The sequence below is a fragment of the Sphingobacterium sp. Ag1 genome (genome assembly GCF_000988325.1).
Classification (GTDB): domain Bacteria; phylum Bacteroidota; class Bacteroidia; order Sphingobacteriales; family Sphingobacteriaceae; genus Sphingobacterium.
Genome location: NZ_LBGU01000043.1, coordinates 458,494 through 485,246 on the forward strand (window position 1 = coordinate 458,494; position 26,753 = coordinate 485,246).

General features: G+C 43.4%; 18 protein-coding genes. 14 read left to right on the top strand and 4 right to left on the bottom strand.

Going from position 1 to position 26,753, the window contains the following annotated elements; all coding sequences use genetic code 11:
- Positions 1–6: 6 nt before the first annotated feature.
- The 12 genes from AAW12_RS19405 to AAW12_RS19460 all read left to right on the top strand — a co-directional run bounded on the left by AAW12_RS19405 (position 7) and on the right by AAW12_RS19460 (position 18,246).
- Complete coding sequence (locus tag AAW12_RS19405; RefSeq protein ID WP_231585306.1) at positions 7–867, top strand: transketolase; 861 nt, start codon at positions 7–9, stop codon at positions 865–867.
- 27 nt (positions 868–894) lie between these two features.
- Positions 895–1,857, top strand: a complete 963-nt coding sequence (locus AAW12_RS19410; RefSeq protein WP_046675266.1) for a transketolase family protein — start codon at positions 895–897, stop codon at positions 1,855–1,857.
- A gap of 113 nt (positions 1,858–1,970) precedes the next feature.
- Entirely contained in the window at positions 1,971–2,807 is an 837-nt protein-coding gene (locus AAW12_RS19415; protein WP_231585307.1) for an alpha/beta hydrolase, read from the top strand.
- A 106-nt stretch (positions 2,808–2,913) separates the two neighbouring features.
- On the top strand, positions 2,914–5,385 hold the full coding sequence (locus AAW12_RS19420) for a glycosyl hydrolase family 95 catalytic domain-containing protein (RefSeq protein ID WP_197084102.1): 2,472 nt from the start codon (positions 2,914–2,916) through the stop codon (positions 5,383–5,385).
- Between the two features lie 28 nt (positions 5,386–5,413).
- Positions 5,414–6,973, top strand: a complete 1,560-nt coding sequence (locus tag AAW12_RS19425) for a glycoside hydrolase 43 family protein (protein ID WP_084823269.1) — start codon at positions 5,414–5,416, stop codon at positions 6,971–6,973.
- 6 nt (positions 6,974–6,979) lie between these two features.
- On the top strand, positions 6,980–8,356 hold the full coding sequence (locus AAW12_RS19430) for a glycoside hydrolase family 43 protein (RefSeq protein WP_046675269.1): 1,377 nt from the start codon (positions 6,980–6,982) through the stop codon (positions 8,354–8,356).
- 11 nt (positions 8,357–8,367) lie between these two features.
- Complete coding sequence (locus AAW12_RS19435; RefSeq protein WP_046675270.1) at positions 8,368–10,272, top strand: sialate O-acetylesterase; 1,905 nt, start codon at positions 8,368–8,370, stop codon at positions 10,270–10,272.
- A gap of 114 nt (positions 10,273–10,386) precedes the next feature.
- On the top strand, positions 10,387–12,450 hold the full coding sequence (locus AAW12_RS19440; protein ID WP_197084103.1) for a hypothetical protein: 2,064 nt from the start codon (positions 10,387–10,389) through the stop codon (positions 12,448–12,450).
- 170 nt (positions 12,451–12,620) lie between these two features.
- Positions 12,621–14,033: an MFS transporter gene (locus AAW12_RS19445; protein ID WP_046675272.1), complete on the top strand. Its 1,413-nt coding sequence runs from the start codon at positions 12,621–12,623 to the stop codon at positions 14,031–14,033.
- Between the two features lie 19 nt (positions 14,034–14,052).
- Positions 14,053–15,198: an endo-1,4-beta-xylanase gene (locus AAW12_RS19450; RefSeq protein WP_053003830.1), complete on the top strand. Its 1,146-nt coding sequence runs from the start codon at positions 14,053–14,055 to the stop codon at positions 15,196–15,198.
- A 5-nt stretch (positions 15,199–15,203) separates the two neighbouring features.
- Positions 15,204–16,175: a glycoside hydrolase family 43 protein gene (locus AAW12_RS19455; protein ID WP_046675273.1), complete on the top strand. Its 972-nt coding sequence runs from the start codon at positions 15,204–15,206 to the stop codon at positions 16,173–16,175.
- Between the two features lie 19 nt (positions 16,176–16,194).
- Positions 16,195–18,246: an alpha-glucuronidase gene (locus tag AAW12_RS19460; protein WP_197084104.1), complete on the top strand. Its 2,052-nt coding sequence runs from the start codon at positions 16,195–16,197 to the stop codon at positions 18,244–18,246.
- A 47-nt stretch (positions 18,247–18,293) separates the two neighbouring features.
- Here the strand turns inward: AAW12_RS19460 and AAW12_RS19465 are convergent, their stop codons facing one another.
- Complete coding sequence (locus AAW12_RS19465; protein ID WP_046675275.1) at positions 18,294–19,157, bottom strand: helix-turn-helix transcriptional regulator; 864 nt, start codon at positions 19,155–19,157, stop codon at positions 18,294–18,296.
- Positions 19,158–19,521: 364 nt separating this feature from the next.
- Here AAW12_RS19465 and AAW12_RS19470 point away from each other — a divergent pair, with 364 nt between their 5' ends.
- The gene (locus AAW12_RS19470) at positions 19,522–20,538 is read left to right on the top strand and encodes a zinc-binding alcohol dehydrogenase family protein (RefSeq protein ID WP_046675276.1); all 1,017 of its coding nucleotides are present in this window, start codon (positions 19,522–19,524) and stop codon (positions 20,536–20,538) included.
- Positions 20,539–20,664: 126 nt separating this feature from the next.
- Positions 20,665–23,103, top strand: coding sequence for a mechanosensitive ion channel family protein (locus AAW12_RS19475; protein WP_046675277.1), 2,439 nt, complete (start codon positions 20,665–20,667; stop codon positions 23,101–23,103).
- Positions 23,104–23,214: 111 nt separating this feature from the next.
- Here AAW12_RS19475 and AAW12_RS19480 read toward each other — a convergent pair whose 3' ends face one another.
- Genes AAW12_RS19480 through AAW12_RS19490 form a run of 3 tightly spaced genes read right to left on the bottom strand, consistent with a single transcriptional unit; the run spans position 23,215 to position 26,596 of the window.
- Positions 23,215–24,228, bottom strand: a complete 1,014-nt coding sequence (locus AAW12_RS19480) for a metallophosphoesterase family protein (RefSeq protein ID WP_053003832.1) — start codon at positions 24,226–24,228, stop codon at positions 23,215–23,217.
- Complete coding sequence (locus AAW12_RS19485) at positions 24,225–25,502, bottom strand: MFS transporter (RefSeq protein ID WP_046675278.1); 1,278 nt, start codon at positions 25,500–25,502, stop codon at positions 24,225–24,227. The genes AAW12_RS19480 and AAW12_RS19485 overlap by 4 nt, the downstream gene beginning before the upstream one ends.
- Entirely contained in the window at positions 25,502–26,596 is a 1,095-nt protein-coding gene (locus tag AAW12_RS19490) for a zinc-binding dehydrogenase (protein ID WP_046675279.1), read from the bottom strand. Before AAW12_RS19490 ends, AAW12_RS19485 begins: the two co-directional genes overlap by 1 nt.
- Between the last annotated feature and the right edge of the window lie 157 nt (positions 26,597–26,753).

The following is a 26,753-nucleotide window of genomic DNA, read 5'->3' on the forward strand; positions in this document are numbered from 1 at the left end:
ATGGTCATGACGAAACATAGTATACATAATTTAGAAGCTATTGTTAAGCAAGTTAGAAGAGATATTGTCCGCATGGTACACGGTTGTCAATCGGGGCATCCTGGAGGATCATTGGGTTGTACTGAATTGTTGGTCTCTTTGTATTTCGAGTTGATGCAGCGAAACGATCATTTTGACTTGAATGGTGTGGGGGAAGATCTGTTTTTCCTTTCCAATGGTCATATCTCTCCGGTATTTTATAGTGTGTTGGCGCGATCGGGGTATTTTCCAATCGATGAACTTGCCACTTTCAGAAAACTCAACTCACGGTTGCAGGGACATCCGACAACGCATGAAGGACTGCCAGGTATCCGGGTCGCTTCGGGATCCCTGGGACAAGGGCTTTCTGTCGCTATTGGCGCTGCTCAAGCAAAAAAACTAAATAAAGATAACCGCTTTGTTTATGTGCTGATGGGCGATGGTGAATTGCAGGAAGGGCAGGTATGGGAAGCGGCCATGTATGCCGCCCACAACAAAATGGATAATCTGATTGCTATTGTAGATTACAATGGTGCCCAGATTGATGGTGCGACCAACGATGTCCTTTCGTTGGGCGACCTACCTCGCAAATGGATGGCATTTGGCTGGAAGGTTATTGAGATTATGCGTGGTAATGATATTGGTTCTGTGATTTCAGGGCTTCGAAAGGCTCAGGCTTCAACCGGAGTTGGCTTGCCAGTAATGGTGTTGCTCCATACGGAAATGGGTAATGGCGTCGATTTTATGATGGGCTCGCATAAATGGCATGGCATTGCTCCCAGCGAAGAGCAACTGCTTATAGCTTTAAACCAGAATGCAGAAACTTTGGGTGATTATATCGTCTCCTAGGAAAGGAGATTTTGAAATAGAATTAACATGAAAAAATATACATACACAGAATCGAAAGACACACGTTCTGGATTTGGTGCCGGTTTGCTGGAAGCGGGAAAGGAAGACGAAAATGTGGTAGCACTCTGTGCAGACCTGATCGGTTCCCTCAAAATGAACGATTTCATCAAGGCCTTTCCGGAGCGTTTTTTTCAGATCGGCATTGCCGAAGCAAATATGATGGGTATTGCGGCTGGACTTACCATTGGTGGAAAAATACCGTTTACAGGTACATTTGCCAATTTTTCAACGGGTCGGGTATATGATCAGATCCGGCAGTCCATCGCCTATTCGGATAAAAACGTAAAAATAGCAGCCTCGCACGCAGGTCTCACCTTAGGCGAAGATGGAGCGACGCATCAGATATTGGAAGATATCGGATTGATGAAGATGCTTCCCGGGATGACGGTGATCAACCCTTGCGATTATAACCAGACGAAGGCAGCGACGAAAGCTGCCGCCAAGCACAAAGGGCCTGTTTACCTGCGGTTTGGACGGCCAGTGGTGCCGGTTTTTACACCCGAAGATCAGCAATTTGTGATCGGTGAAGCCGTGATGCTCAACCCGGGTAATGCAGTGACTATTTTGGCAACAGGGCATCTCGTTTGGGAAGCTATACGTGCGGGGGAAGAATTGGAAACATTGGGTATTGATGCCGAAATCATTAATATCCATACCATCAAACCCCTAGACGAGAAAGCGGTACTGACTTCTGTCGCTAAGACGGGCTGCGTTGTTACAGCCGAAGAACATAACCGTATCGGTGGACTCGGAGATAGTGTCGCGCAACTGTTAGCAAAACAATTGCCTACTCCGCAAGAATATGTAGCTGTAAACGACAGTTTCGGTGAATCGGGACCGCCAAGTGCGCTGATGGATAAATATGGCCTAAACGCCGACGCTATTGTAGCGGCGGTATTACGGGTAATCAAGAGGAAAGTGGCGACCTAATTGCCATGGGCTATTGTTCTATTATGAAATTAGGCAACTGTTTCTAGATTGGATGTGCGCTGTTGCTTTTATCGGTTGCTTACCTAAAATTGATGTACTGTTAAACCAATTATATGATGAGAAAAATGATCTACACGTTATTGTGCGTGTTTTCTGTCAGCTTAATCGCTCGGGCGCAGCAGGCTGCTCCACAAGGATTCGATGTGGAACGAAAATTGGCGTCCTATGGAAAAATCGACTCCGTAGTTTATCCTTCGAAAACTGTAGGGCTTACTAGGAAAGCCTTAATCTATACGCCGCCGGGATATGATACCGCAAAAAAATACCCTGTACTGTACCTGCTGCATGGAATAGGCGGCGATGAACGGGAATGGTTCAGACATGGAAATCCGCAGGTTATTTTCGATAACCTATATGCGGAAGGAAAAATGGAACCCATGCTGGTGATCATGCCCAATGGCCGTGCCATGGAAGATGACCGTGCTGGTGGAAATGTGATGGCACCGGATCGGGTAGCGGCGTTTTCAACTTTTGAAAAAGATCTGCTCAATGACCTGATTCCATTTGTTGAAAAGCAGTTTCCCGTTATCAAGGATCGTGAACACCGCGCGATTTTTGGGTTGTCTATGGGGGGAGGCCAGGCGCTGAATTTTGGACTGGGCCATATGGATACCTTCTCGTGGGTCGGGGGTTTTTCTTCTGCGCCAAACACCAAGATGCCACAGGAATTACTGCCTGCTCCAAAAGAAGCTAAAGATAGCCTAAAAATGCTGTGGATCTCCTGTGGTGACCAGGACGGTTTGCTCAATATCAGTAAGCGTACACATGAGTACCTTTTAGAACACGGAGTGCCTCATATTTATTATCTGGAGCCTGGAGGGCATGACTTCAATGTGTGGAGAAATGACCTCTATAATGTTTCGCAATTGTTATTTAAGGATAAGAAATAAAAGACCTTAATAAGTTGATCATAGCAATAAACTATTCGACGGTTTGCCTCGGCCTATCTCACAATGAGTTTGTTGGTCCTCTGCATTAATCCCGAAACTGCAAAAAATGGTATCAAGAAAAATGATTGAAAACTTTATTTGGAAGTACATAAGTATATTCATTGTGATCTTGTCACTGCATACTACTTTGTTGTTTGCCCAAAAGCGATCGACATTGACCCTATGGTATGATCGGCCTGCAGACGAAAGGGTATGGGAACAAGCTTTACCGCTGGGAAATGGTCGGTTGGGCTCGATGGTTTATGGAATTCCATCTTGTGAACGCATGCAGCTCAATGAGGAAACTATTTGGGCGGGTGGACCTTATCGCAACGATAATAAAAAAGGTGGGGCGGCATTAAAAACTATTCAGCATTATATATTCGATGGAAAATCGGCTGAAGCCGATAGGCTTGCGAATGAAACCTTCTTCACCAAAACCCATGGCATGCCCTATCAGACCGCAGGAAATATACTGCTGCGGTTTCCTGGGCACGAACAGTATCAGGATTATTATCGCGAACTGGATATTGAACGGGCGGTAGCACTGTCCCGTTATACAGTAGATGGGGTAACATTTACCAGAGAAGTTTTTACTTCGTTTGCTGATGATGTCATTGTCATGAAAATAAAGTCGAGTAAGAAAAGGAAACTCAACTGCACATTAACTTATGAGAATGAGTCGAAGCATACTATTTACAAAAACGGTGATAAGCTTATATTAGCAGGACGAGGATCCGATCATGAGGGTATTAAAGGGCAGGTTGTTTATCAGATTCATACGGGAGTAAAGCATACCGATGGACAGCTTGTTGTGAAAGACCAATCGATTGATATAAAAGGTGCAAGTTCTATTTCTCTTTACATTTCCATAACGAGCAATTTTCAAAATTACAAACAATTGGGGGCTGATCCCCATAAGGTGGCTGCTAAAAGGTTGCAAAAAGCGATGGATAAGGATTATCAGCTTGCTTTGCGGCAGCACATCGCTTCTTATGGCAAACAATTTAACCGCTTCCAGCTCCATTTGGGCAGTTTGAGCAGTGAACATCAGGAGCCTATTGCAAAGCGTATCGCAAATTTTGCCCGTACACAGGACCCGGCGCTCGTGACTTTGTTGACTCAATTCGGCCGCTATTTGCTTATCTGTTCTTCGCAGGCAGGTGGTCAACCTGCTAATCTGCAAGGCATCTGGAACCGCTCCATGCAACCAGCCTGGGACAGTAAATATACGATCAATATCAATACCGAAATGAACTATTGGCCAGCAGAGGTTACCAACCTTTCTGGCACGCTCCAGCCGTTATTTTCGATGATTAAAGAGCTCAGTGAAAGTGGAGAAGAGACAGCGAAGACATTGTACCATGCGCGCGGCTGGGTGGCCCATCACAATACCGATATCTGGCGCGTGACGAGTCCGATTGATTTTGCGGCTGCCGGAATGTGGCCGAGTGGAGGGCTGTGGTTGTCTCAACATTTGTGGGAACATTACATTTTTACGGGAGATAAGGTCTTTTTAAGGCAATATTATCCAGTAATGAGGGGAGCTTGCGACTTTCTTTTGTCTGTGCTTGTCGAGCATCGTGGTTATCCGACTAAACAATGGCTCGTTCTGAGTCCTTCAATTTCGCCCGAGCAAGGGCCACTTGCGGCAGGCGTAACCATGGATAATCAGCTATGCTACGACATGCTGACACGTACTGCTTTGGCGGCAGAAGCCCTCGGTGTTGATGCAATGTATAGGGACACATTATTGGCAACGGCACGGCGGATTCCACCAATGCATATAGGTCGTTATACTCAGTTACAAGAATGGCTGGAAGACGTGGATGATCCGCACAATCAACATCGGCATGTATCCCATTTATATGGATTGTTTCCAGGTAGTCAAATTTCACCGTTCCGCACGCCTGAATTGTTTGAGGCAGCACGTAATTCGTTGATCTATCGAGGTGATTTTGCGACGGGATGGTCAATTGGATGGAAAATAAATTTATGGGCCCGTTTATTGGACGGAAACCATGCCTACGAAATTATAAAAAAGATGTTGACGGTTTCCGATGAAAACCATCCCGAGGGACGTACCTATCCCAATCTGTTTACGGCACATCCTCCATTTCAGATTGATGGTAATTTTGGCTTAACGGCCGGAATTGCGGAGATGCTGATCCAAAGCCACGATGGTGCTGTGCATTTACTGCCAGCTATTCCCGATCAATGGAAAGACGGCTGGGTAAAGGGGATCAAGGCGCGCGGTGGATTTGAAATTGAAATGCAATGGCAAAAAGGAAAGATAAAGGAAGTTATGGTCTTTTCATCTTTAGGCGGTAATTTGCGGCTGCGCACGGCTTCGCCATTGAAAGGACCTGAACTTCAAATAGCAAAAGGCGAACAGACTAATGCCCTTTTAGCTCCTGTAATAACACCAGCAACTATTCATTCGGCAGATTCACACTTGAAAGGAATTGAATTACCAAGCTATTATGAATACGATGTAGGAACCTTGCCTGGAAAATACTATACATTTAAGGTTTACTAAATTAATGCGACTCATAAATCCTGTCAATATGTTAAGAATGAAAATCAGCGCTTTTGTCTTCTCCTCGATGATCACGTTTTTGGGAGCGACAGCGCAACAGGCCCATAATCCAATCATCTTTGCTGATGTGCCCGATATGTCCATGATACGCGTCGGTGATACCTATTATATGAGCAGCACGACCATGCATATGAATCCCGGTGTCCCGATTATGAAGTCCAAAGATCTTGTCAATTGGACGATGATCAATTATGCTTACGATCGTCTTGGCGATCAGGATGAACTCAATCTGTCAAACCATAAAAATGCGTATGGGCACGGCTCCTGGGCGAGCAGTTTGCGCTTTCATGAGGGGCGGTACTATGTCAGCACATTTTCGGCCAATACAGGAAAAACGCATGTTTACCAGACAGCAGATATTGAACATGGACCCTGGACTTCGAAAGAATTTCAACCGATGATGCACGATCATAGCTTATTCTTTGACGAGGGGAAAATTTATATGATCTGGGGTGGGGGGCGCATCTATATTGCTGAATTATCGCCAGATTTTTCAGGTGTTAAAGCAGGAACACAACGGGTATTGATAGAGAATGCCTCTTTACCCGCCAATCCTAAAGAAGGCAAAGCCGGTTTACCTGCGGAAGGATCCCAAATGTTTAAGATCAATGGTATGTATTATCTTTTTAATATTTCATGGCCAGCGGGAGGGATGCGCACAGTAATTGTACATCGGGCCAGCCAATTGGAAGGTCCGTATGAGGGGAAAGTGGTTTTGCAGGATCAGGGTGTGGCACAGGGAGGGCTGATCGATATGCCCAACGGAAAATGGTATGCTTATCTTTTTCAGGATTATGGTGCTGTAGGCCGAATTCCGTTTTTGGTTCCGGTCAACTGGGAGGATGGCTGGCCTGTGCTTGGAATTGATGGAAAGGTACCAACCACATTGGATCTTGCCGCAAATAAAAGCTTAAGCCCTGGAATTGTTAGCTCAGATGATTTTGAGCGGAAAGCTGGCGAACCCGCCCTTCCCCTAGTATGGCAATGGAACCATAACCCAGCTGTTGATCTATGGTCAGTGACCGAACGCAGTGGCTTTTTGAGACTGCGAACCGGCGACCTTACTGAGGACTTTCTGTCGGCTAAAAATACATTGACGCAACGCACCATCGGCCCGAGCTGCAGCGCCGCTATTGCTGTAGAGGTTTCTAACATGAAAGATGGTGATTTCGCCGGATTATCGCTATTGCAAAAAAACTATGGTTTAGTAGGAGTTCGGATGGAAGGAAACACAAAATCATTGGTAATGATCAATGCGATGACGGGGGCACCACAAGAACTGGCCAAGATCGACCTCAAACAGCAACGTGTATTTTTTAAAGCGAGCTGTGATTTTTCAAACAAAAAAGATACGGCCCAATTTTTTTATAGTACGGATGGACACAATTGGAACAGAATAGGTAACGTGTTAAAAATGAGTTATACCATTCCTCATTTTATGGGGTATCGGTTCGGACTTTTTAACTATGCGAGTAAAGCAGCTGGCGGCTATGTAGACTTTGATTACTTCCATTTGACCAGCAATTAAAATGATATGAGAAAACAATTTTTTACGCTATTACTGGTCGGGTTTCTGATCATGTTTTTTGTTACGATAAATGCATTGAAGGCACAAAATCCGATTGTACAAACAGCCTATACGGCAGATCCTGCACCTTTGGTATATAATAACCGTCATTATCTATACACCACACAGGATGAAGAAGAGTCCACCTGGTTTAATATGAACAATTGGCGTGTGTATTCAACCGATGATATGGTAAACTGGACGGATCATGGTGCGATTCTCTCTTATACTGATTTTGATTGGGCAAAAGGTGATGCCTGGGCGGCACAATGTGTTGAAAAAAACGGTAAATTTTATCTATACGTGCCTGTTATTTCTAAGCAGAACAACCGCGGTGCGATCGGCGTTGCTGTCGGGAATAGCCCATTAGGTCCATTTCATGATCCTTTGGGCAAACCGTTGCTGCAGAGTGAATGGGGCGATATCGATCCGACTGTATTTATTGACGACGATGGTCAGGCGCATATGTACTGGGGGAATCCCCAATTGAAATATGTCAAGCTGAATGAAGATATGATCTCCTATGCAGGTGATATCGTTGAGGTTCCAATGACGGCAGCTTCTTTCGGAAAACGAGCGGGCGACCCGAAACGACCGACAAGCTATGAGGAGGGTCCCTGGTTGTATAAAAGAAATGGCTTGTATTATCTCTTTTGGCCGGGAGGTCCTCTACCTGAATTTATCGGTTATTCGACCAGCAAAAAAGCCGAAGGTCCCTGGAAGTATGGCGGAGTAATCATGCCTGCGGAAGGAAAAGCATTCACAAACCATCCAGGTGTTGTTGATTTTAAAGGAAAGAGTTACTTCTTTTACCACAATGGAGCTTTGCCCGGCGGTGGAGGTTTTACGCGCTCTGTTGCTGTTCAGGAGTTAAGCTTTAATCCAGATGGCAGTATCCCGCCGATGAAAATGACAGCTGGAATTACTCGTGCGCTAGCAGCGGTGAATCCCTACGAGCTCCATCAGGCCGAAATGATTGCGTGGTCCGAATATGTTAAATCCTATCAGAATGAAAAAGTAGGCGTTTTTATAAAAGCAAAGAAAGATGGAGCTTATACCTGTGTGAAAAACGTTGACTTTGGTGAGAGAGGTGCAAGCAATTTTTTTGCGCGACTGGGAACAACACATAACGGTGGTGTCAGTATGGAGGTACGTTCGGGAGCGATCGATGGGGCTTTACTAGCTACTATACAAGTTCCCATGACGGGAGGCGATGACCGCTGGACTACAGTGGAGACTGTACTAGCCGATAAAGTGAAGGGAGTACATGATTTATACTTTGTTTTTAAAGGCAAGGCTCCGTCAAATATCCTGTTTTTCGATTGTTGGAAATTTGGAAGGTAAAGTGGTAGAATATGTTTTTTAGAATAGAAAATTTCTTTTGCTTTTCATCTTTTTTTAGTCGTCTAACACTGGTTATTGTTTGTCTTCTCGGACTGCTGCCATGCGCTGCCGGTGTACGGCTGCCAGCAATCATGGGAGACCAGATGGTTCTACAGCGGGATATCGAACTCCATATTTGGGGATGGGCATCGAAAGGTGAGAAGGTTACCCTTCGTTTTAGAGGGGCATACTATTATACAGAAGCCGGACAGGATGGCAAGTGGAATGTGCGGATCCCGCCACAGCATCATGGGGGACCCTATACGATGGAGATTAATGACATTGTTATTCGTGATGTGTTAATCGGCGATGTCTGGCTTTGTTCGGGTCAGTCTAATATGGAAACGCCAATTAAGCGTCTTGTCGAACGTTTTCCTGAAATAAATGAATCTAATAATCATATGATCCGTTATTTCAAGGTTCCGACACAAAATAGTCCCATCGAGGTAAAGCAAGAGATACCGCCTGGTGAACGTTGGCATTCGGGCATAGCTTCAGATGTGATGAATTGGACGGCATTAGCCTATTTCTATGCATTGGAGTCCTATCAACATAACGGTATTCCGGTCGGAATGATCGTATCTAGCCTTGGTGGATCGGGAATAGAACGCTGGGTCGACCAGAAGTCTCTAAGGCAATTTCCAGAGCTGTTGCTAGATCAACATGCGATCGATAGCCTTAGGTTGGCTGAAAAAGATGGCGGGGTAGATCTGTGGACCGCAGAAAATTATAATGATTTGCATTGGCCAACAGTGCCGGTTCCCGAATACTGGAGCAAACCGCATCGATTAAACAGAGGTGTCAGTTATTTTCGGAAGGATTTTGCCGTTCCGGCCGCTAAAGAGGGACGGCATGCCAAGTTGTATTTGGGAACGTTGATTGATAGTGATTCGGTGTATGTAAATGGTCATTTTGTTGGTTCTACGGCCTATCGGTATCCACCACGGATTTACGATATACCAGCGGGGATACTTCGCGCTGGAAGAAATAATTTAACTGTACGTCTTCGAACGGATGATAAGGATGGTGGATTCACACCTGATAAATCCTATGAGATCAAGCTCGACGACGTACGCATTGATCTCACAGGCGAATGGCATTGGCAAGTTGCCGTGGACCAAGATAAAGTTGATCGCTATAAAAGCCGCCTACAGAACTTGGGACAGGTTGGCTCAGGCCTCTACAATGGAATGATCTATCCGTTGCATGACTACGGGTTAAAGGGAGTAATTTGGTATCAAGGGGAGGCCAATACCGCCAATCCATTACGTTATCAGCGGTATCTTACGTCGTTGGTTCATAGTTGGCGCGCGCATTTTGGTCAACCGCAGCTCCCCTTTCTGATGGTACAGTTGCCGAACTTTATGGTCAAGGATACGGTACCAGCAGAATCCAATTGGGCACGTATCAGGGAAGCTCAGTTTCAGGCCAGCAAAGAACTATCATTTACCGCACTGGCGGTAACGTACGATCTTGGTGAGTGGAACGATATTCATCCGCTCAATAAAAAGGATATGGCCAAGCGTTTATTGCTATGCGCGCGCAAGATGTTGTATAAAGACCAAGTCGTTGCTTCAGGTCCTCAGTATAAGCAGATGCGGGTTGATGGGGATCGGATTATTATTTCATTCGACGAAATTGGAAAGGGGCTGGCTGTCCGTCAGGGAAAAAAACTACAACATTTTGCGATTGCCGGTTCAGATCGAAAATTCCTATGGGCGAATGCCGTCATACATGGGAATGAGGTCGTGTTGAGTCATCCAAAGATCAGCAATCCGAAGGCAGTCCGCTACGCATGGAGCAATAATCCCGAAAATGCAAATCTAATCAATAAGGAAGGAATGCTAGCCGTACCATTTCGTACTGATAATTGGTAGCATGAGTAGCTCGTGGCAAAAGAAATCAATTGAATACTATAAAATATAATTCAGCAATTTAATTAATTTAATCAATTTATGAAGGCACTAAATATTGTCTTAAAAAAACGGACAATGGTATTGTTATTATCCGTTACGGGAATTTTATCAACAACAAGGATACTGGGGCAACAGCAAAATATGGTGAAGGATCTCAGTAAGGGGTTTGTGCACCAGTCTATCGGTAATCCATACCTACCGCTTTGGGAGCATCTTCCTGATGGTGAACCCCGTGTTTTTGAAGATCCTGACCAGCCGGGGAAATATCGCGCTTATATTATTGGTTCCCATGATTTACGTTTTACCAGTTATTGCGGGCCTGACATTCGGATGTGGTCAGCGCCGATTGAAAACTTAACGAGTTGGCGCGATGAGGGGGCTATTTTTACCTATCCGATCGATGGAAAATGGGATGTGATGTATGCCCCAGATCTGGTAGAGGTCAAACGTAAAGATGGGAAAAAAGAATACTACTTGTTTCCACACAGCAGAGGAGATAAACGTGAAGCAATGGTAGTCAAAGGCGATCGGCCGAATGGGCCCTTTAAACCGATAAACCTCACGGAAGATGGCAAGCGTACCCTGCCTGGAAGTATCCTTGGATTTGATCCGGCCGTTTACATTGAATATGTGACGGATCCCAAAGATCCTGATTACGAAATTGGATTCCGGGCATACGGTTTTTGGGGGTTTCAACGCTCGATGGCGGCACAGTTAGATCAGAAAACGATGTATTCGCTGCGACCGGGTACCGAAATTATTAATTATCTATTGCCGGCAAGTGCGCGATATGGTGAATTGCGTGATCCAAAAGGCACCGCGTACCCTAATATTTTTGAGGGGGAGGATTTAGGAACTTTTAATTTTTTTGAAGCGTCGTCAATTCGTAAAGTCGGCAACAAATATGTATCGGTATACAGTGGCTATTCAGGTCCAGAATATGGGGTCGGGAGCTCAAATTCAACCTTACGGTATGCGGTGGCAGATTCACCCTTGGGACCTTGGAAGAGCGGCGGTGTCCTGGTCGATTCGCGTGCTCCAGTATTAAATAAAGACGGATCGGCTATCGAAACCAGTAATGCAGGGCATAATACCCATGGGAGTATCGAACTAATCAACGGACAATGGTACGTATTTTACCATAGACCACCGCGCGGATTTGGTTTTGCACGTCAGGCTGTGGTCGAACCTATCAAAGTTGCATGGGATGAAAAAAGTGTCAAAGAAGGGGGAATGGTTTCTATCCGGGCTTTTGACCCTTTTCAAGAAAATTTAACCATCAAAGATAAACAAGGAAAAGAATATAAAGGTGCAGAGGTAACATCAGAAGGATTTCATTTTTATGGATTAGACCCATATCGGTACTATTCCGCTGGATATGCCTGTTACCTTTCAGATATCAGTTTGCAACAGGATTCATGGGATGTATGGGATAACCATATGCCTGTGACAAATATGAAAAATGGAACTATCGCAGGTTTTAAATATTTCGGATTCGGTGGTCTGAAACAAGATAAGTTTGGGTTAAAGGCCTTTGAGGGAACGAAAAATGGCAACCGCAGCGCTTTTAATCTGTTTATTGCACCAAAGACACAGACTTCATTTAAGGTCAACGTGTGGCTGGATGGCCCTTGGGATAATGATATCTGGAAAGGAAAGCGGATTGCCCAAATAACCGTTCCGGAAAATACTGCGACAACAGTAAAGCAATTTACGGTCGATGTTTCTAACTATGTGGATCAACTGGATGGCAAACATGCCTTGTTTCTTGTCGCTGAGGGTGAAGAAGGCAAGCCGCTTTTTGATTTTATAGGATTGGGATTTAGTTCGAAAGACAAAAAAATTGAACGTCCAGTACCACCTTCGGTTACGATTACAGTGAATGGCAAAAAACTAATGTTGCCTTCGATTCCCGTGCGATCGACTGATGAGAATGGCATCGTTGGTTACAACTATTATGAAGTTACTTTTCCAATAGAAACCAACGACAAGAAGATTCCAGTGGTGAAGGCTGTGGCAAATAATGCTGAAGTTGAAATCAAAGTTAAACAAGGCAGCTCGTTGACCGGTTACGCACAGGTAGATTGTGTTTACAGAGGAAAAACCAAAAGCTATCTTGTAAAGTATGTAAGGAATTGAACCTTTAGCCGGTAAGCGGCTTTACAAACCATGTAGAAAAAGGCTGTCTAAAAAAATAGACGGCCTTTTTTAAACATTTTTATTGGAATATAAAACATTTGTATTGGTTCCCGGTCCAAAGCTACTTGTAGTTTTACCCTTGTAATTCAACTAATCGAATAACCAATTATATGGATCAAAGTATGACCGAGGTAAAGCCTATTAAAGGTTTTTACAAACTTTCAATGAAACAACGGGTGGGGTTTGGTGCTGGTGATCTTGCCCAGAATCTTATTTACCAGACTGTTTCGATGTACCTCCTGATTTTTTATACCAATGTTTATGGAATTTCTGCTGCTTCGGCAGGAGTCATGTTTCTTATTGTCCGAATCGTGGATGTACTGTGGGATCCCATTGTAGGCGCATTTGTTGATAAAAGAAATCCACGGATGGGAAAGTACAGATCTTATTTGGTGTTGGGAGGAATTCCGTTGACGGGCTTTGCAATTCTGTGTTTTTGGAATGGATTTTCGGGTTCTTTGGTCTACGCCTATGTCACTTATGTTGGGCTATCCATGCTTTATACCCTGGTGAATGTCCCCTATGGTGCTTTAAATGCTTCCTTGACGAGGGATACAGACGAGGTGACAAAACTAACATCGACGCGTATGTTCATGGCCAACGTTGGTGGGCTTGCGGTCGGTTATGGCGTTCCGTTGGTTGTACAGTATTTCTCTCCGGATGGAAAGATAAACTCAAAAGATTCGGCCGAAGCTTGGTTTATAACGATGCTGATTTACGCTTTAGTCGGATTGGCCCTTCTAATTTTTTGTTTTTCACAAACAAAAGAGCGGGTTATTATGGATGAAAAGGATACAGATAATGTGCGCGTATCTGATCTATGGCGAGAATTTAAGCACAATCGACCTTTGCGCATTTTAGCCTTTTTTTTCATTACAGCATTTGCGATGATGGCCATCGGTAATTCGGCAGGATCCTATTACATGATCTACAATGTACATGCTCCGGATATGTTGCCTTATTTCATGGCCCTGGGGTCTTTACCTGCTTTCATCTTTATGCCATTGGTGCCTGCTATCAAACGTGCAATAGGTAAGAAGCAAATGTTCTATGTTTTTCTGGGTGTTGCTATCCTTGGAATGCTCATGTTATATATGATTTCATCCAACGAGACACTTAAGGGTAATATTGGATTGGTATTGACAGCTCAGTTTATCAAATCAACTGGTGTAATCGTTGCTACGGGGTATATGTGGGCGCTTGTACCCGAAGTCATATCCTATGGCGAGTATAAAACCGGTAAGCGTATTTCGGGGATTGTCAATGCACTGACAGGTATTTTTTATAAGGCTGGCATGGCACTGGGAGGTGTAGTGCCCGGGTTGGTACTCGCCTATGTTGAATTTGATAAAGATAATGCCATAAGACAATCTGCATTGGCTGAAAAAGGAATTTTATGGTTGGTGGCCGTTATTCCTGCAGTACTTTTGGTACTCGCCATGGTTGTTATCTCCAGATATGAACTGGATGATGTAACGATCGATAAAATTAACCGGGATATAGAATCAAGACATACATATTAATCAAAAATAAACCATGAAGATGTTAAAAACTATTGTTGTAGCTGTATCAACATTATTATTTGGTCCTACTGCTTCAGCCACTTTGCAAAATCCGAAGCGAGCCCCAGATTCATTGACCTTGAAAGATGCATTTGAAGGTAAGTTTTATATAGGAACAGCATTAAACCTTGATCAGATATGGGAGCGGGATGAGGCTGCGGTAGCGGTGGTCAAAAAGCAGTTCAATTCCATTGTTGCCGAGAATTGTATGAAAAGTATGTTTTTACAACCAAGGGAAGGTGAGTTCGATTTTAAGGATGCGGACCGTTTTGTGGCGTTTGGAGAAAAAAATAAAATGCAAATTATCGGTCACACGCTAATTTGGCATTCGCAGACTCCAGCTTGGTTTTTTATCGATAAAAACGGGAAAGAGGTCACCCGGGAAGTACTTATCGCACGCATGCGGAAGCATATACAAACCGTAGTGTCGCGCTATAAGGGAAGGGTGTTTGGTTGGGATGTGGTGAACGAGGCTATACTGGATAATGGAGAATGGCGTAAAAATAAATTCTACCAGATTATTGGACCGCAATTTATTGAATTAGCATTTAAATTTGCTCATGAAGCAGACCCAAAAGCTGAATTATATTATAACGATTATTCGACAGCAATCCCCGAAAAAAGAAAAGGGATTATGCGCATGGTGCAACAGGTAAAGGCCGCCGGTGGTCAGGTCAGTGGGATTGGCATGCAAGAACATAATGCGCTGGACAATCCACCTATTGAAGAAGTTGAAAAAACCATACTCGGATTTGCGGGCCTTGGTGCAAAGGTAATGGTAACGGAAATGGATATTTCGGTCCTGCCACATGTACGCCCCAATATGGGAGCCGAAGTTGCGGAACGTCATGCTTACAGTAAAGCAATGAATCCCTACGAAAAAGGGCTTCCAGCAGAGAAAATGGATGAGCTAGGAAAGAGATATGTAGCGTTTTTTAAATTATATCTCAAACATCGGGATAAAATATCGCGTGTGACATTGTGGGGTGTAGGCGATGGAGATTCATGGAAGAATGGTTGGCCTATTCCGGGACGTACAGACTATCCGTTGTTATTTGATCGGAATTATCAGCCCAAACCCTTTGTAAAAGATATTATTGCGTTGACTCAAAAAAAAAAGAAATAAGAAATATGAGCAAAAGTAGGTATTTATATTCCGGAGATTACATGGCTGATCCTTCAGCTCATGTGTTTGAAAACAAAATTTATATTTATCCCTCTCACGACAGGGAGAGCGGTATTCCCGAAAATGATAACGGCGACCATTTCGATATGCAGGATTACCACGTGTTTTCTCTTGAAGATATCAATGCGGACATTGTTAACCATGGAAAGGTACTGGATGTAAAAGATATTCCTTGGGCTGGTCGTCAGCTTTGGGATTCTGATGTGACTGAGAAAGACGGAAAATACTATATGTATTTCTCCATGAAGGATAGAAACGATATTTTTAAAATCGGTGTTGCTGTGGCAAGCCATCCTTATGGACCATTTGTTCCGCAGGAGTATCCTATCAAAGGAAGTTACAGTATTGATCCATGTGCTTTTAAAGATACAGACGGTTCCTATTATTTATATTTTGGTGGTATATGGGGTGGACAACTTCAATTTTATCGGAATAATAAAATTATTTCGCCCAATGAATTGCCAACATCTGATGAACCCGCATTGTCTCCAAAGGTTGTCAAGCTGTCTGCTGATATGATGGAATTTTCGGAACAACCAAGGGATCTCGTTATTTTAGATAAAGAGGGCAAACCATTAACGCATGGGGATACGGAAAAGCGATTTTTTGAAGCTTCCTGGATGCATAAATACCAAGGTAAGTATTATTTTTCCTATTCTACAGGCGACAGCCATTTGATTTGTTACGCCATAGGAGACAATCCATATGGACCATTTACCTATCAGGGTGTGATTCTATCGCCCGTAGTTGGCTGGACCACGCACCACAGCATTGTCGAATTCAAGGGTAAGTGGTACCTATTTTATCATGATTCGGTACCTTCTGGAGGAAAGACCTGGCTTAGAAGCATGAAAGTTATTGAGTTGAGCTATGATGAAAATGGTCATATTAAGCCGATTGATGGATTGTCTTCGTAATGATATATTTTAGTTCAAGATGAGGTATATCATGCGTTTTCATTTCTTTTTTGCGATCGTACTGTATTGTGTTCCTGCTGCTTTGAGAGCTGAGGACGGTAGTCAGTTATGGCTGCGATTTACAAAACAGGAGAAACCTATAGGTAAGATTCAGGTGGTAAAAGGTGAATCGACCGATGCAACACTTGTTTTAGCAAAACAGGAACTGGAATGTTACTGGAAGGGTGAGGATGTCATCTTAAAACTTGATCATAGCAGAAAGGACTTAAAAGATGGTTATCAAATAAGCCGACAGGGAAATCAGGTTTATGTGGTTGCCGGTCGATCAGCGGGTATATTGTATGCTGTTTATCATTTATTGCGGCTTCAGAAGACAGGAGCAGGGATACCTCCTGCAGGATTCATTGAAATACCTTCTTACGATATTAGGGTCTTGAATCATTGGGATAATTTGGATGGGACGATAGAACGTGGATATGCAGGGCATTCGCTATGGAACTGGGAGGAATTACCGAATAAACTTTCACCCCGATATGAACAATATGGACGGGCCAATGCTTCGATTGGAATTAATGCTACCGTGTTGAATAACGTGAATGCTTCTTCGGATCTATTGAAGAAGGAGTATCTGATAAAAGTTAAAGCTCTGGCGGATGTCTTTCGTAAATATGGTATAAAAGTATATGTGTCGATCAATTTCTCTGCGCCGAAAAATTTAGGTGGGTTAGCTAATTCGGATCCCTTAAATAAGGATGTTCAACACTGGTGGAGATCCAAGGTGAAGGAGATTTATGCGTTAATTCCGGATTTCGGCGGATTTTTGGTCAAAGCAAATTCTGAAGGCCAGCCAGGCCCCCAAGATTATGGACGAACCCATGCGGACGGAGCCAATATGCTTGCCGATGCGCTCAGCCCCTATGGCGGTACCGTTTTTTGGCGTGCTTTTGTTTATCATCCGACTAAAGATGACCGTGCCAAACAAGCCTATCAAGAATTTGTTCCACTCGATGGTCAGTTTCGTGACAATGTTATTCTTCAAGTAAAAAATGGCCCGATAGATTTTCAACCCCGGGAACCTTTCAATCCTTTATTGGGGGCGATGCCAAATACAGCGAAGATGCTCGAATTTCAGTTGACACAAGAGTATCTGGGATTTTCCAACCATTTGGTCTATTTGGCACCTTTGTTTAAGGAAGTATTGGATAGTGAAACCTATGCCACTGGAAAAGGCGGAACGGTGGCAAAGCAGACCGACAGTAGCAGGCATTCGGGGCGTAAAACGGCAATCGCTGCAGTAGCTAATATTGGTTTGGATTCCAATTGGACGGGGCACCACTTCGCGCAAGCCAACTGGTACGCTTTCGGCCGTTTGGCTTGGAACAATAGCCTGTTTTCAGCACAAATAGCGGATGAATGGATACGGTTGACGTTTACGGGAGCGCAGGAGTTTCTCGAGCCAGTCAAGAAGCTGATGTTGGAATCTCGGGAGGCAGCGGTCGATTATATGATGCCATTAGGTCTACATCACCTTTTTGCTTTTGAGCATCATTACGGTCCGGAACCTTGGGGCGATATCCCGGGGGGACGTCCAGACTGGATGCCCTGGTACTACCATAATGCGGATAGCGTGGGATTGGGTTTTGACCGAACAGCCAAGGGAAGTAATGCCGTATCACAGTACAATCCACCATTGAACGAAATATATGGAAATAGAGCCACTTGTCCGGAACACCTTTTATTGTGGTTTCATCATGTTTCCTGGAATCATCGAATGAATAGCGGCAATACGCTTTGGAGCGAATTATGTTTCCGTTATGATCACGGGGTCCAAAAAGTGAGAGCGTTTCAAAAAGTTTGGGATCGTATGGAAAGATATATTGATCGATCACGTTTTTCAGCTGTTCAAGCTAAACTGAGAATCCAAACTAGAGATGCAGTTTGGTGGAAAGATGCCTGCTTGCAATACTTTCAACTTTTTTCACGTCAACCGATTCCATACGAGTTAGAGCGTCCCATACACGATTTAGAAGAGTTAAAGAAAATCAAGTTACCGATGGGGCATCATAATTAAATCGAAAGTCAGGTCTTAGCAAGATCCTTTTTACGAAAAAAGCTGTTTTATCTCGTTATTCTGCGTTTGTAACTCATCGGTGTCTCGCCTGTTAGTTTTTTAAAGAGTCTATTAAAGTAAGATATATTTTCAAAGCCCAGTCTAAAACACAGTTGTTGGATATTGCCTTCATCAACTAACATCATTAACTGTGCTTTTTCTATTTTCTTCTGGTTGATATAATTCACTGGTGTGGTATTTATATGCTTTTTAAAGAGTCGGATCAGGTGATCTTTGGAGATAAAAATTAGATTGGCGAGTTGTTCGATAGCAATCGGATGATGGATATTTTCGTCTATGTAATCGAGTACACGTAGAAGGCGTTTTTCGACTTGCGGTATCTTGTTGGTTGCTTCCGCAAGGAATCTGCTCATCAATAAATGAATGATCGCTTGGTTTTCGGAAGCTCTGGCGAAAGGTGAAGCCGTCTGCAGTGCCATGTTTTTCATTAACTCTGTTGAATTATCGTAGCCCTTTGGATCGTATATTTTTAATTCACGACCTGGATTTATAGCATGTAGATGTTGGATAACTGTCTCCAATAGCTGATCCGATTTGATTTCCTTCGGAAAAGTGTAACGGTCGAAAATACTTGATCTTATTTCGGGGTTTTCATAAATATGGATATAATAGAGGGATAATTTATCGGAACAGTCATAGCTGTGATGGATATAGGCTGGGGTGAGATAGAGATGGCCAGGTCGGAGTTTAATGACCTCGTTATGTACAATAATAGCTGCTTCTCCTTCAGAGACATAGTGTATTCTGGCAAAAGGACTCTTAATATCTTTAAAATTCCAATCTGCCTGATGTTCCGCATAGCCAATATTCAATAGTGTAAAATCGAGTTTATTCTTTTCGTTATTTATCATTATGCGAAGCGGAAAATAATTAGATACAATATTAATCCCAGATACAATAATACTCGTTTTCTCTAAAAAAAATAGCGTTTTTACGTACAATTATTGATAATGTTTCTTTTTGGCGCAATCGATGTATCGCTAGGAAATTAATTGTGTTTTTTAAACGGAGCATTTTGTGATGCTTAGTGGAGATGGGTCGATATCGTATTATTTTTTATCGCTAATGTAGTTTCTTTCTCCATGCTATATAATTATTTTTGGCTATATGATAATACAAAGATTTTGAAATAGGAAACCTTCTGAATTCTGATATGATCTTTGGTATCACAATAACCCATAGCAGTTGCTGTTTAAATCTTGATACCATTTATAAATGAAAGCAATAAGAATTATTAAAGCGGGGAGTGTGGAAATCACGGATATCCCGCGTCCCACTGTTAAAGAGGGACATGTCCTGTTAAAAATTGATTATGTTGGATTCTGCGGTTCGGATCTGAACACCTTTCGGGGATTGAATCCATTGGTCAATTTGCCCGTCATACCGGGGCATGAAATTGGAGCAACGGTAGCGGAATTGGGCGCTAATTTGGTGACTGATCTTACGATCGGTACAAAAGTTACCGTCAATCCATATTCCAATTGTGGTCTATGTACAGCATGTAAAAATAATAGGCCTAATGCCTGCCGTTATAATGAGACTATGGGGGTGCAGCGTGATGGTGCTATGGCGGAATATATTGTTGTACCGATTGAAAAGGTTATCGCTGGGGGACAACTATCATCCAAACAATTGGCTTTGGTGGAGCCTATGAGTGTGGGATTTCATGCTGTTGATCGAGCTTCAGTAACGGACAGTGACGTTGTATTGGTATTTGGATGCGGTATGATCGGCATGGGGGCAATCATTCGGGCAGCATTACGGGGAGCCACAGTCATTGCTGTTGACGTCAGTGCTGAAAAGCTTGCTCTTGCAAGAAAACTCGGTGCAAAGTTTACGATTAACAGCGTTGAAGAAGATCTGCAGGCGAAGTTGGCAATGTTGACCCAGGCCATGGGGGCTGATGTCGTGATCGAAGCCGTTGGTAGAAAAGAAACGTACTTGGCTACTATTGAAGCTGCAGCCTATACGGGGAGGGTGCTGTATATTGGTTATGCAAAAGATGCTATTCCCTTTGATACACAGTTTTTTGTCAAAAAGGAGCTCGATATCAGGGGGTCGCGCAACGCTACGTCAAAAGACTTTGTTGCAGTAATGAATTACCTGGAAATGAAAACCTGTTCATTAGAAGAACTGATAACGGCCATTTATCGTATAGAAGATGCACAATTAGCTTTAGAAACCTGGTCAAATGACCCTGGGCGTATATTTAGGCTATTGATTGCATTTTAAAAGAGCAACTGTTGACCCATATAAGATTGTTTAAAAGGAATCTCGTGTTTTTTTGAACTAATATATGTACATTTAGGCTAATACCTGTAAAAATAATACCTAACAGGAAAAATAGACTTAAAATCAATGAGCAGGAAAGTTGTAGCGTTTTTCTTAGTAATGCTGTTCTCAAAAGTGCTTTTGGGCAATTCTCAGGATTCGGTCCGTGTGGGGTTTGTGGCCAAGATAGAACAATTTTTTAAGGAATCGGCAAAAAGAAGTGTCCAGGATTTGGAGATGGACCGTGCGGCCATCCGTCAAAATCGGGTGCTGGAGGATGTTAAGTTATTGGCTAGCCAATCGCGTTCTTTTCTACGCAAGGGGTTCGATTCGTTAAGTGTGGATCTAGGTTTGAAAGAACTGATCGTTTTACACGATATAGCCAAGGACGGGGTTTTTGAGAATAAAGGATCGGCCCAGTCTTCGCGCAATCTTACCGTAACATTTAATATTTTGAATGCCTTGTCCATTGAAGTGAGGAGCTTAAAGCATGACATGGACCGCTATCAGGACAGGCTTACAAACTATCAGCTGGAACTCGATTCACTGAGCAATGATCCTGCACTTTTTGTTATTTCAAAGGATTCCGCTAATCTTGCCCGTTATCTGAGTCGGATTCGAGTGATTGCATTAGAAATCGCACCCATTACTTTGAAACTGGCAGAACGAATTAATGGGGTTCAAGAGTTACAGAATAAAATTAATCTGGAACTGGCGCGGCTTGAATCGGATATGGAGGAGGTTCTGTATTACCAGAACCGGCTCTCAAGCCGAACAATAGCCCGCAACTTTGTCAATATTTGGATCCCAAGTAAATTTGAACGGCCCATGAACGAAATCCTTTACTTCTCATTCGTGAAAGCCAAATTGCTCTATTCCTATTATTTAAGGGCACATCTTGGAAAGCTGTTTTTCTTTTTTCTGGCGACTGTAATCGTGGTTATCTATGTCCATGTCTTGCGCAGAAAGATCAACGATAAAAATGTGGTTCAGGCAAGTCTGTTGCTGCATAGGCCCTTATTGAGCGGAATGATGATCGGATTGTGTGTCATGCAATTTATATTCCCGTCACCACCTTTTGTATTTACGATCACGATATTGACTATTGCTTCGATTTTTTTGTCTTTTGTTTTTAGATCGGCAATTACGGTGTATTGGATGAAGGTTTGGCTTTGTATTTTAATCCTTTTTATTTTTGCCGGATTGGATAACCTGGTGCTGCAGCCTTCGCGGTTGGAACGCTGGTTGATTCTTGCCATTGCCGCCCTTGCCTGCCTGGTGGGTCTGCTTGCGCTCTGTAATAAGAAACGTCGCGATGAGATAAAAGAACGCTGGATACTTTTTCCGATCTCATTTATGGTTTTTCTGGAATTTGCTTCCATTATACTGAATCTTTTTGGTCGTTTTAACCTTAGTAAAGTGCTCCTTGTAGCGGGATTGACAAATGCTGTGGTCTTTATTTTGTTTTTGTGGGTCATCCGATTGGTCAATGAGGGATTGCAATTGGCCTCATCAGTCTATCAGAAGCAGGAAAGAAGACTATTTTATATCAATTATAACAGGGTGGGCAAAAGAGCGCCAGTTTTTTTCTATGCGGTATTGATTATTGGATGGTTCGTGCTCTTCGGCCGAAATTTCTACGAATTCAAATTCCTCGCGGATCCCTTGAAAGATTTTTTGGAAACTGGACACCGCTTGGGCAACTATCAGTTCTCTGTCAATAACCTCGTGGTATTTTTATTAATTATGGTCTGTGCAACAGTGCTTTCGAAGATCGTATCCTATTTTGCTGCGGATTCCCAATGGGAGAAAAAGGAAGGGGCAGCTCAGAACAAATTTCGACTGGGAAGCTGGATTTTACTCGTTCGAATCACGATTATCGTGATTGGATTTTTTTTAGCCTTTTCGGCACTGGGAATTCCGGTTCAGCAGATCGGAATTATTGTAGGGGCATTGGGAGTAGGAATAGGTTTTGGTTTGCAGACGCTAGTCAACAATCTTGTGAGCGGTTTGATTATTGCTTTTGAAAAGCCTGTGAATGTGGACGATTTAATCGAAGTAGGTGGACGATCGGGAAAAGTGAAATCGATAGGGTTTCGCAGCAGTGTAATTGCGACAGCCGAGGGAGCCGATCTGATTATGCCCAACGGGGATCTGCTCAATGCACATGTGATGAATTGGAGCCAAGGTGGTGCAAAAAAACGGCTCTGCATTCGGCTTGAGGTAAAATATGGGGTAGATCTAGAACGGGTAGCTCAGCTGCTCAAAAAAATAATGGAAGAGGATCAGCAGATTCTCTCTTCAGGTGGCATTGCTGTGCAGTTTGTGCAGGTGACCTCACAGGCAGTGGTGGTTGAACTCTATTTTTGGGTCAGAATATCCAAAGATAGTGGCAGCGTCAAGAGCGAATTATTAACCAAGATTTATAACGCGTTTGCTGATGAAGGTATCGATATGGCTTTGCCGATTCAACAGGTCATCCTCAACCAAGCCGATAGCGGAACAACAGTGAAACCCAATCATTAAAGTTGCTCTGCCTGAAAAGGTCGAGTAAAAGAAGCGTCCTTCCCTTTGTGGAAAGCGGCTTCTTTTTTTGATCTGAGGATTATTTTAGTATCATATTCCCTGATGGTGACGTCAATACATTAGTTTGCGGGAGTCGACTTTCGAGGTAATGGGGTAGACGTCTTTGTAAATATCGATTCCAGTCTGATTGAGGGGAATACCTGCCATAACGGTTTCTGTTCCCTGGATTATAATGTCTGTCTTCGCAATAGATACCGTGGCCCATATGGGGTCTTGATAGACCAATGCTCGTTTTAAGATGCTATGATCCTTATAGAACGCTGCGTCAAAAGCTTTGCTTTCAAAGGTTTCGCCCGCCCAATAATACGATGAGCTATTGATCTGTACATAGTGGATCTCATTTATTTGGTTATGATAATTGAGGTGGTGATGTCCCGTCAGTACAAGGATGATTTTATTAAAGCCTGCCTCGTTGTTGATCTGTTCAAGTAGATAGCGGACCTGCATACCATTGTCTAGGCCGTTCATGGTATTTTCGAGCCCTTGATGGCAAAAAATAACCGTTCTGAGTTTTGTCTGTTGAAGATCCTGTTTTAGCCAGGTCAATTGTTCTTTTCCGATGGTACGCGCATAGCCTTCAATTCGATTATTGAGATCTTTTTCATTGCCATCCAGCACCACAAAATGAAAATCTTTATTATCGAAGGAATAATAGGGGGATGTCGCGTCCCAGAAGGCTAAGGCCTGTTGCTTGGTAAATCCGCCGTCGGTATCGTGGTTGCCCAGTACATAGTGTTTTTTACCCTTAAACTGTGCCCATATAGCCATCAGTTTTTTGTTGGCCGGTTTGGGAACACAGAAATCACCTAAGGAAATAATAAAGTCCGGTTGCTCACGGATCATTGCATCGATAAAGCATTGGGCACGACGGTCGCCATCATGCATCAGATCGTAATGTAGATCGCTGATAACACCGAATTTAAGGTTTTGTTGTCTAACTCCAAGCTCCTCAGTTACAGCTTGGTCCAATTCGGTACGCGTTTTTGCATGGATAAAAGTGGAGGGAACTAAAAGACCCGAAATACCCAGGCTGCCAATTTTTAAGAATTTTTTTCGGTTTATCATGGTTTTTTAATTGATTTTGGGTTTTGGACAACACTAATGACTGTTGCGCATATCGCACATATCAATGCAACAAAAAGAAATATATTGGCTGTGTTGCCTGTGTAATCAATCAGCTTACCAAATAAAGGTTCACCGACCGCCGCAAATACATACGCAAACATGTTCATCACGCCGATACCTGTTCCAACAAGTTTGGTTCCAAGCAGATCTGGGCTCAGGGTCCAGAAATTGGCTTGCGGACCATACACAAAGAATCCTGAGGTAAACATGAGTACGCCCATCAGGAGGTGATTGTGAACAGGTACCAAATAAATGAGAAGGGCAATAATGCAGCTGATCATCATACCCGCAGCGATCGATTTACTTCTGTTTTTGTTAAAGACGAGGTCTGAAATGTATCCGAAAGAAACCGCACCAAGGGCCATCCCAATGGGGATGAGTAAAGTTAGCCACATGTTGCCTGAAGATTCTTTGTAGTTGTTTCCTAAAAAGTGGATCGGTACCCAAAAGATTAAGCCATAACGTGCCATACTTTGAAAACCAATGGCGAGCGAAGCGATCATAAAGTTGCGATGCTGAAATACATGCAGATAGGACTGCTTCCAGTTTTCTTGTTTTTCTGATGCTGCAACTTGTTCTTGTGCGTCTTCCTGTTCCGCTGTTCCTTCTTTTTCGTCAGCAGGAGTATAGCCTTTTTTTTTAGGGTCGCTGTACGCGACAAAAAGAAAGACCAATAATGCGCCGGCGAGAAATAGGATGGGGTAGCGAAATAGGGTGCGCCAGCTTTGTTCCTGTTGGACGAGTACCAAGGCCATCAGAAAGGTCAGAACGGAGGAGCTTCCGGCAGCCATGGTATAAAAGCCAAAAGCCTTGCCACGTTCGGAAGTGCTCCACCAATTGGAGATAAGTTTACCTCCCGAGCCCCAAGCCATGGATTGGAAGTATCCGTTTAATGTCCAAAGAACCAAAATAGGGGTATAAGAGCTGGCAAAGCTGATGGCGAGATTACAGAGAATGGACAGACCTCCACCAGCGACAATCATCATCTTGGGGCTCCATCGATCGGCGAGATTGCCATTGATGAGCTGGCCGATCGCATAGCCCATTAACATTGCGAAACTGATCCAACCGACTTGCTGAAAACTGATGTCTAGCTCTTTGGCAATACCTCTTGCTGCCCATCCAAAATTGTGTCGACCTGTGTAAAAGAATAAATAGCAAAACATGGTTACAAACAACATTTTCCACTGGTCTTTTCTAAATTTTCTTTCCATTAAAGCTGCTCCGTTGAGGGGTGGACGAATAAACCTGCTCGTATTGGTTTGTGCGTTAACGCATAGCTTATTGCTTTATTGACTTCAGCAAGTGGGAATTCACGTTCGATTAATAATTCAAAGGGATACTTTTGCCAGTTTTCGATGATAAAATCTACAGCGTCAGAGAAATCGGTATAATTGTAATTGTGCAGCCCCCTGATCGTGAGCATCTTTCGAATCACTTTTTCGGCGTCTATCCCCGTAGCGCGCTGCTTAAACACAGCACCTACGAGAACAGCATTCCCATGGAGCCCCAAGGTGTCTATACCGAGCTCCATGGCTTCTGGGGAGCCGCTCATGTCGATAAATCGATCAATAGTTCTACCATATAAGGCTGTGCTGGATGTGGTTTCACGAAGATCTATTGTAGTTGTCGCTCCAAATTTTTTGGCGAGTTCTAAACGTGCAGGATTAATGTCAGAAGCGATGATACTTTTAGCACCCATTTCTTTGCACATGGCAATGCTAACCAGCCCCAATAATCCAATGCCTGCGACATGAATGTTTTTTTTTGCAATGGTTCCTGCCAGGCGAAGGGCCCCGGACGAAGTAGCAACAGCACAATTGATGGTGGCGGCTACAGCAGGAGAGATATCTTTTGGAAGTATCCGTATGTAGGTATGTTGCCGTAAGACGATATGTGTTGCCAATCCACCATGAAGGTCATCCGCTTCGGTTATCTGGCGGTGACCATATTTGTAGATCTGATCGTTTTTCTGTGGAATATCGGGCAGATAATTGGCACTGTTGGGGTCGCTGGAAAAAACTGTCCAGGTAATCAAGTCGCCAACATGTAGCGTATTGCCCCGCGCATCAAGCCCGCTATGACCAGAAGATATCGCTGCGATAACGCCCACAATCTCATGACCTAAAATTGTAGGACATGGCTCGCTGCGCAGCCCGCAATAGGTATGAAGGTCACTACCGCACAATGTGGTATAGCGTATGTTGACCAAAATTTCCCCATCTTGCAAAGGTGGAATAGGTTTACTCACTTTGGTGAGCGTCGTATTGGCACGATCAAAAACGTAATATGTTGCTAGTTGTTTCATTTTGCATAAAAATACATAAGTTTTGCAATACTAAACAAAGTTTATTTATGCTGTATTTTTAAATAATTAAATTTTTGTGAATTGGGGCGTATTTTTTACTGCCGAGCGAAAAAAATAGAAAAATGGAAGTGTTGTGGCGCATATTTTGTTATTTTAT

What these genes read in the sequence shown, in the direction of transcription:
- AAW12_RS19420 (WP_197084102.1), top strand. Translation starts at nt 2,914, where the DNA reads ATGGTATCAAGAAAAATGATTGAAAACTTTATTTGGAAGTACATAAGT.
- AAW12_RS19410 (WP_046675266.1), top strand. Translation starts at nt 895, where the DNA reads ATGAAAAAATATACATACACAGAATCGAAAGACACACGTTCTGGATTT.
- AAW12_RS19465 (WP_046675275.1), bottom strand. Translation starts at nt 19,157, where the DNA reads ATGATAAATAACGAAAAGAATAAACTCGATTTTACACTATTGAATATT.
- AAW12_RS19450 (WP_053003830.1), top strand. Translation starts at nt 14,053, where the DNA reads ATGTTAAAAACTATTGTTGTAGCTGTATCAACATTATTATTTGGTCCT.
- AAW12_RS19405 (WP_231585306.1), top strand. Translation starts at nt 7, where the DNA reads ATGACGAAACATAGTATACATAATTTAGAAGCTATTGTTAAGCAAGTT.
- AAW12_RS19475 (WP_046675277.1), top strand. Translation starts at nt 20,665, where the DNA reads ATGAGCAGGAAAGTTGTAGCGTTTTTCTTAGTAATGCTGTTCTCAAAA.
- AAW12_RS19445 (WP_046675272.1), top strand. Translation starts at nt 12,621, where the DNA reads ATGGATCAAAGTATGACCGAGGTAAAGCCTATTAAAGGTTTTTACAAA.
- AAW12_RS19425 (WP_084823269.1), top strand. Translation starts at nt 5,414, where the DNA reads ATGTTAAGAATGAAAATCAGCGCTTTTGTCTTCTCCTCGATGATCACG.
- AAW12_RS19440 (WP_197084103.1), top strand. Translation starts at nt 10,387, where the DNA reads ATGGTATTGTTATTATCCGTTACGGGAATTTTATCAACAACAAGGATA.
- AAW12_RS19485 (WP_046675278.1), bottom strand. Translation starts at nt 25,502, where the DNA reads ATGGAAAGAAAATTTAGAAAAGACCAGTGGAAAATGTTGTTTGTAACC.
- AAW12_RS19415 (WP_231585307.1), top strand. Translation starts at nt 1,971, where the DNA reads ATGATGAGAAAAATGATCTACACGTTATTGTGCGTGTTTTCTGTCAGC.
- AAW12_RS19435 (WP_046675270.1), top strand. Translation starts at nt 8,368, where the DNA reads ATGTTTTTTAGAATAGAAAATTTCTTTTGCTTTTCATCTTTTTTTAGT.
- AAW12_RS19455 (WP_046675273.1), top strand. Translation starts at nt 15,204, where the DNA reads ATGAGCAAAAGTAGGTATTTATATTCCGGAGATTACATGGCTGATCCT.
- AAW12_RS19430 (WP_046675269.1), top strand. Translation starts at nt 6,980, where the DNA reads ATGAGAAAACAATTTTTTACGCTATTACTGGTCGGGTTTCTGATCATG.
- AAW12_RS19490 (WP_046675279.1), bottom strand. Translation starts at nt 26,596, where the DNA reads ATGAAACAACTAGCAACATATTACGTTTTTGATCGTGCCAATACGACG.
- AAW12_RS19460 (WP_197084104.1), top strand. Translation starts at nt 16,195, where the DNA reads ATGAGGTATATCATGCGTTTTCATTTCTTTTTTGCGATCGTACTGTAT.
- AAW12_RS19470 (WP_046675276.1), top strand. Translation starts at nt 19,522, where the DNA reads ATGAAAGCAATAAGAATTATTAAAGCGGGGAGTGTGGAAATCACGGAT.
- AAW12_RS19480 (WP_053003832.1), bottom strand. Translation starts at nt 24,228, where the DNA reads ATGATAAACCGAAAAAAATTCTTAAAAATTGGCAGCCTGGGTATTTCG.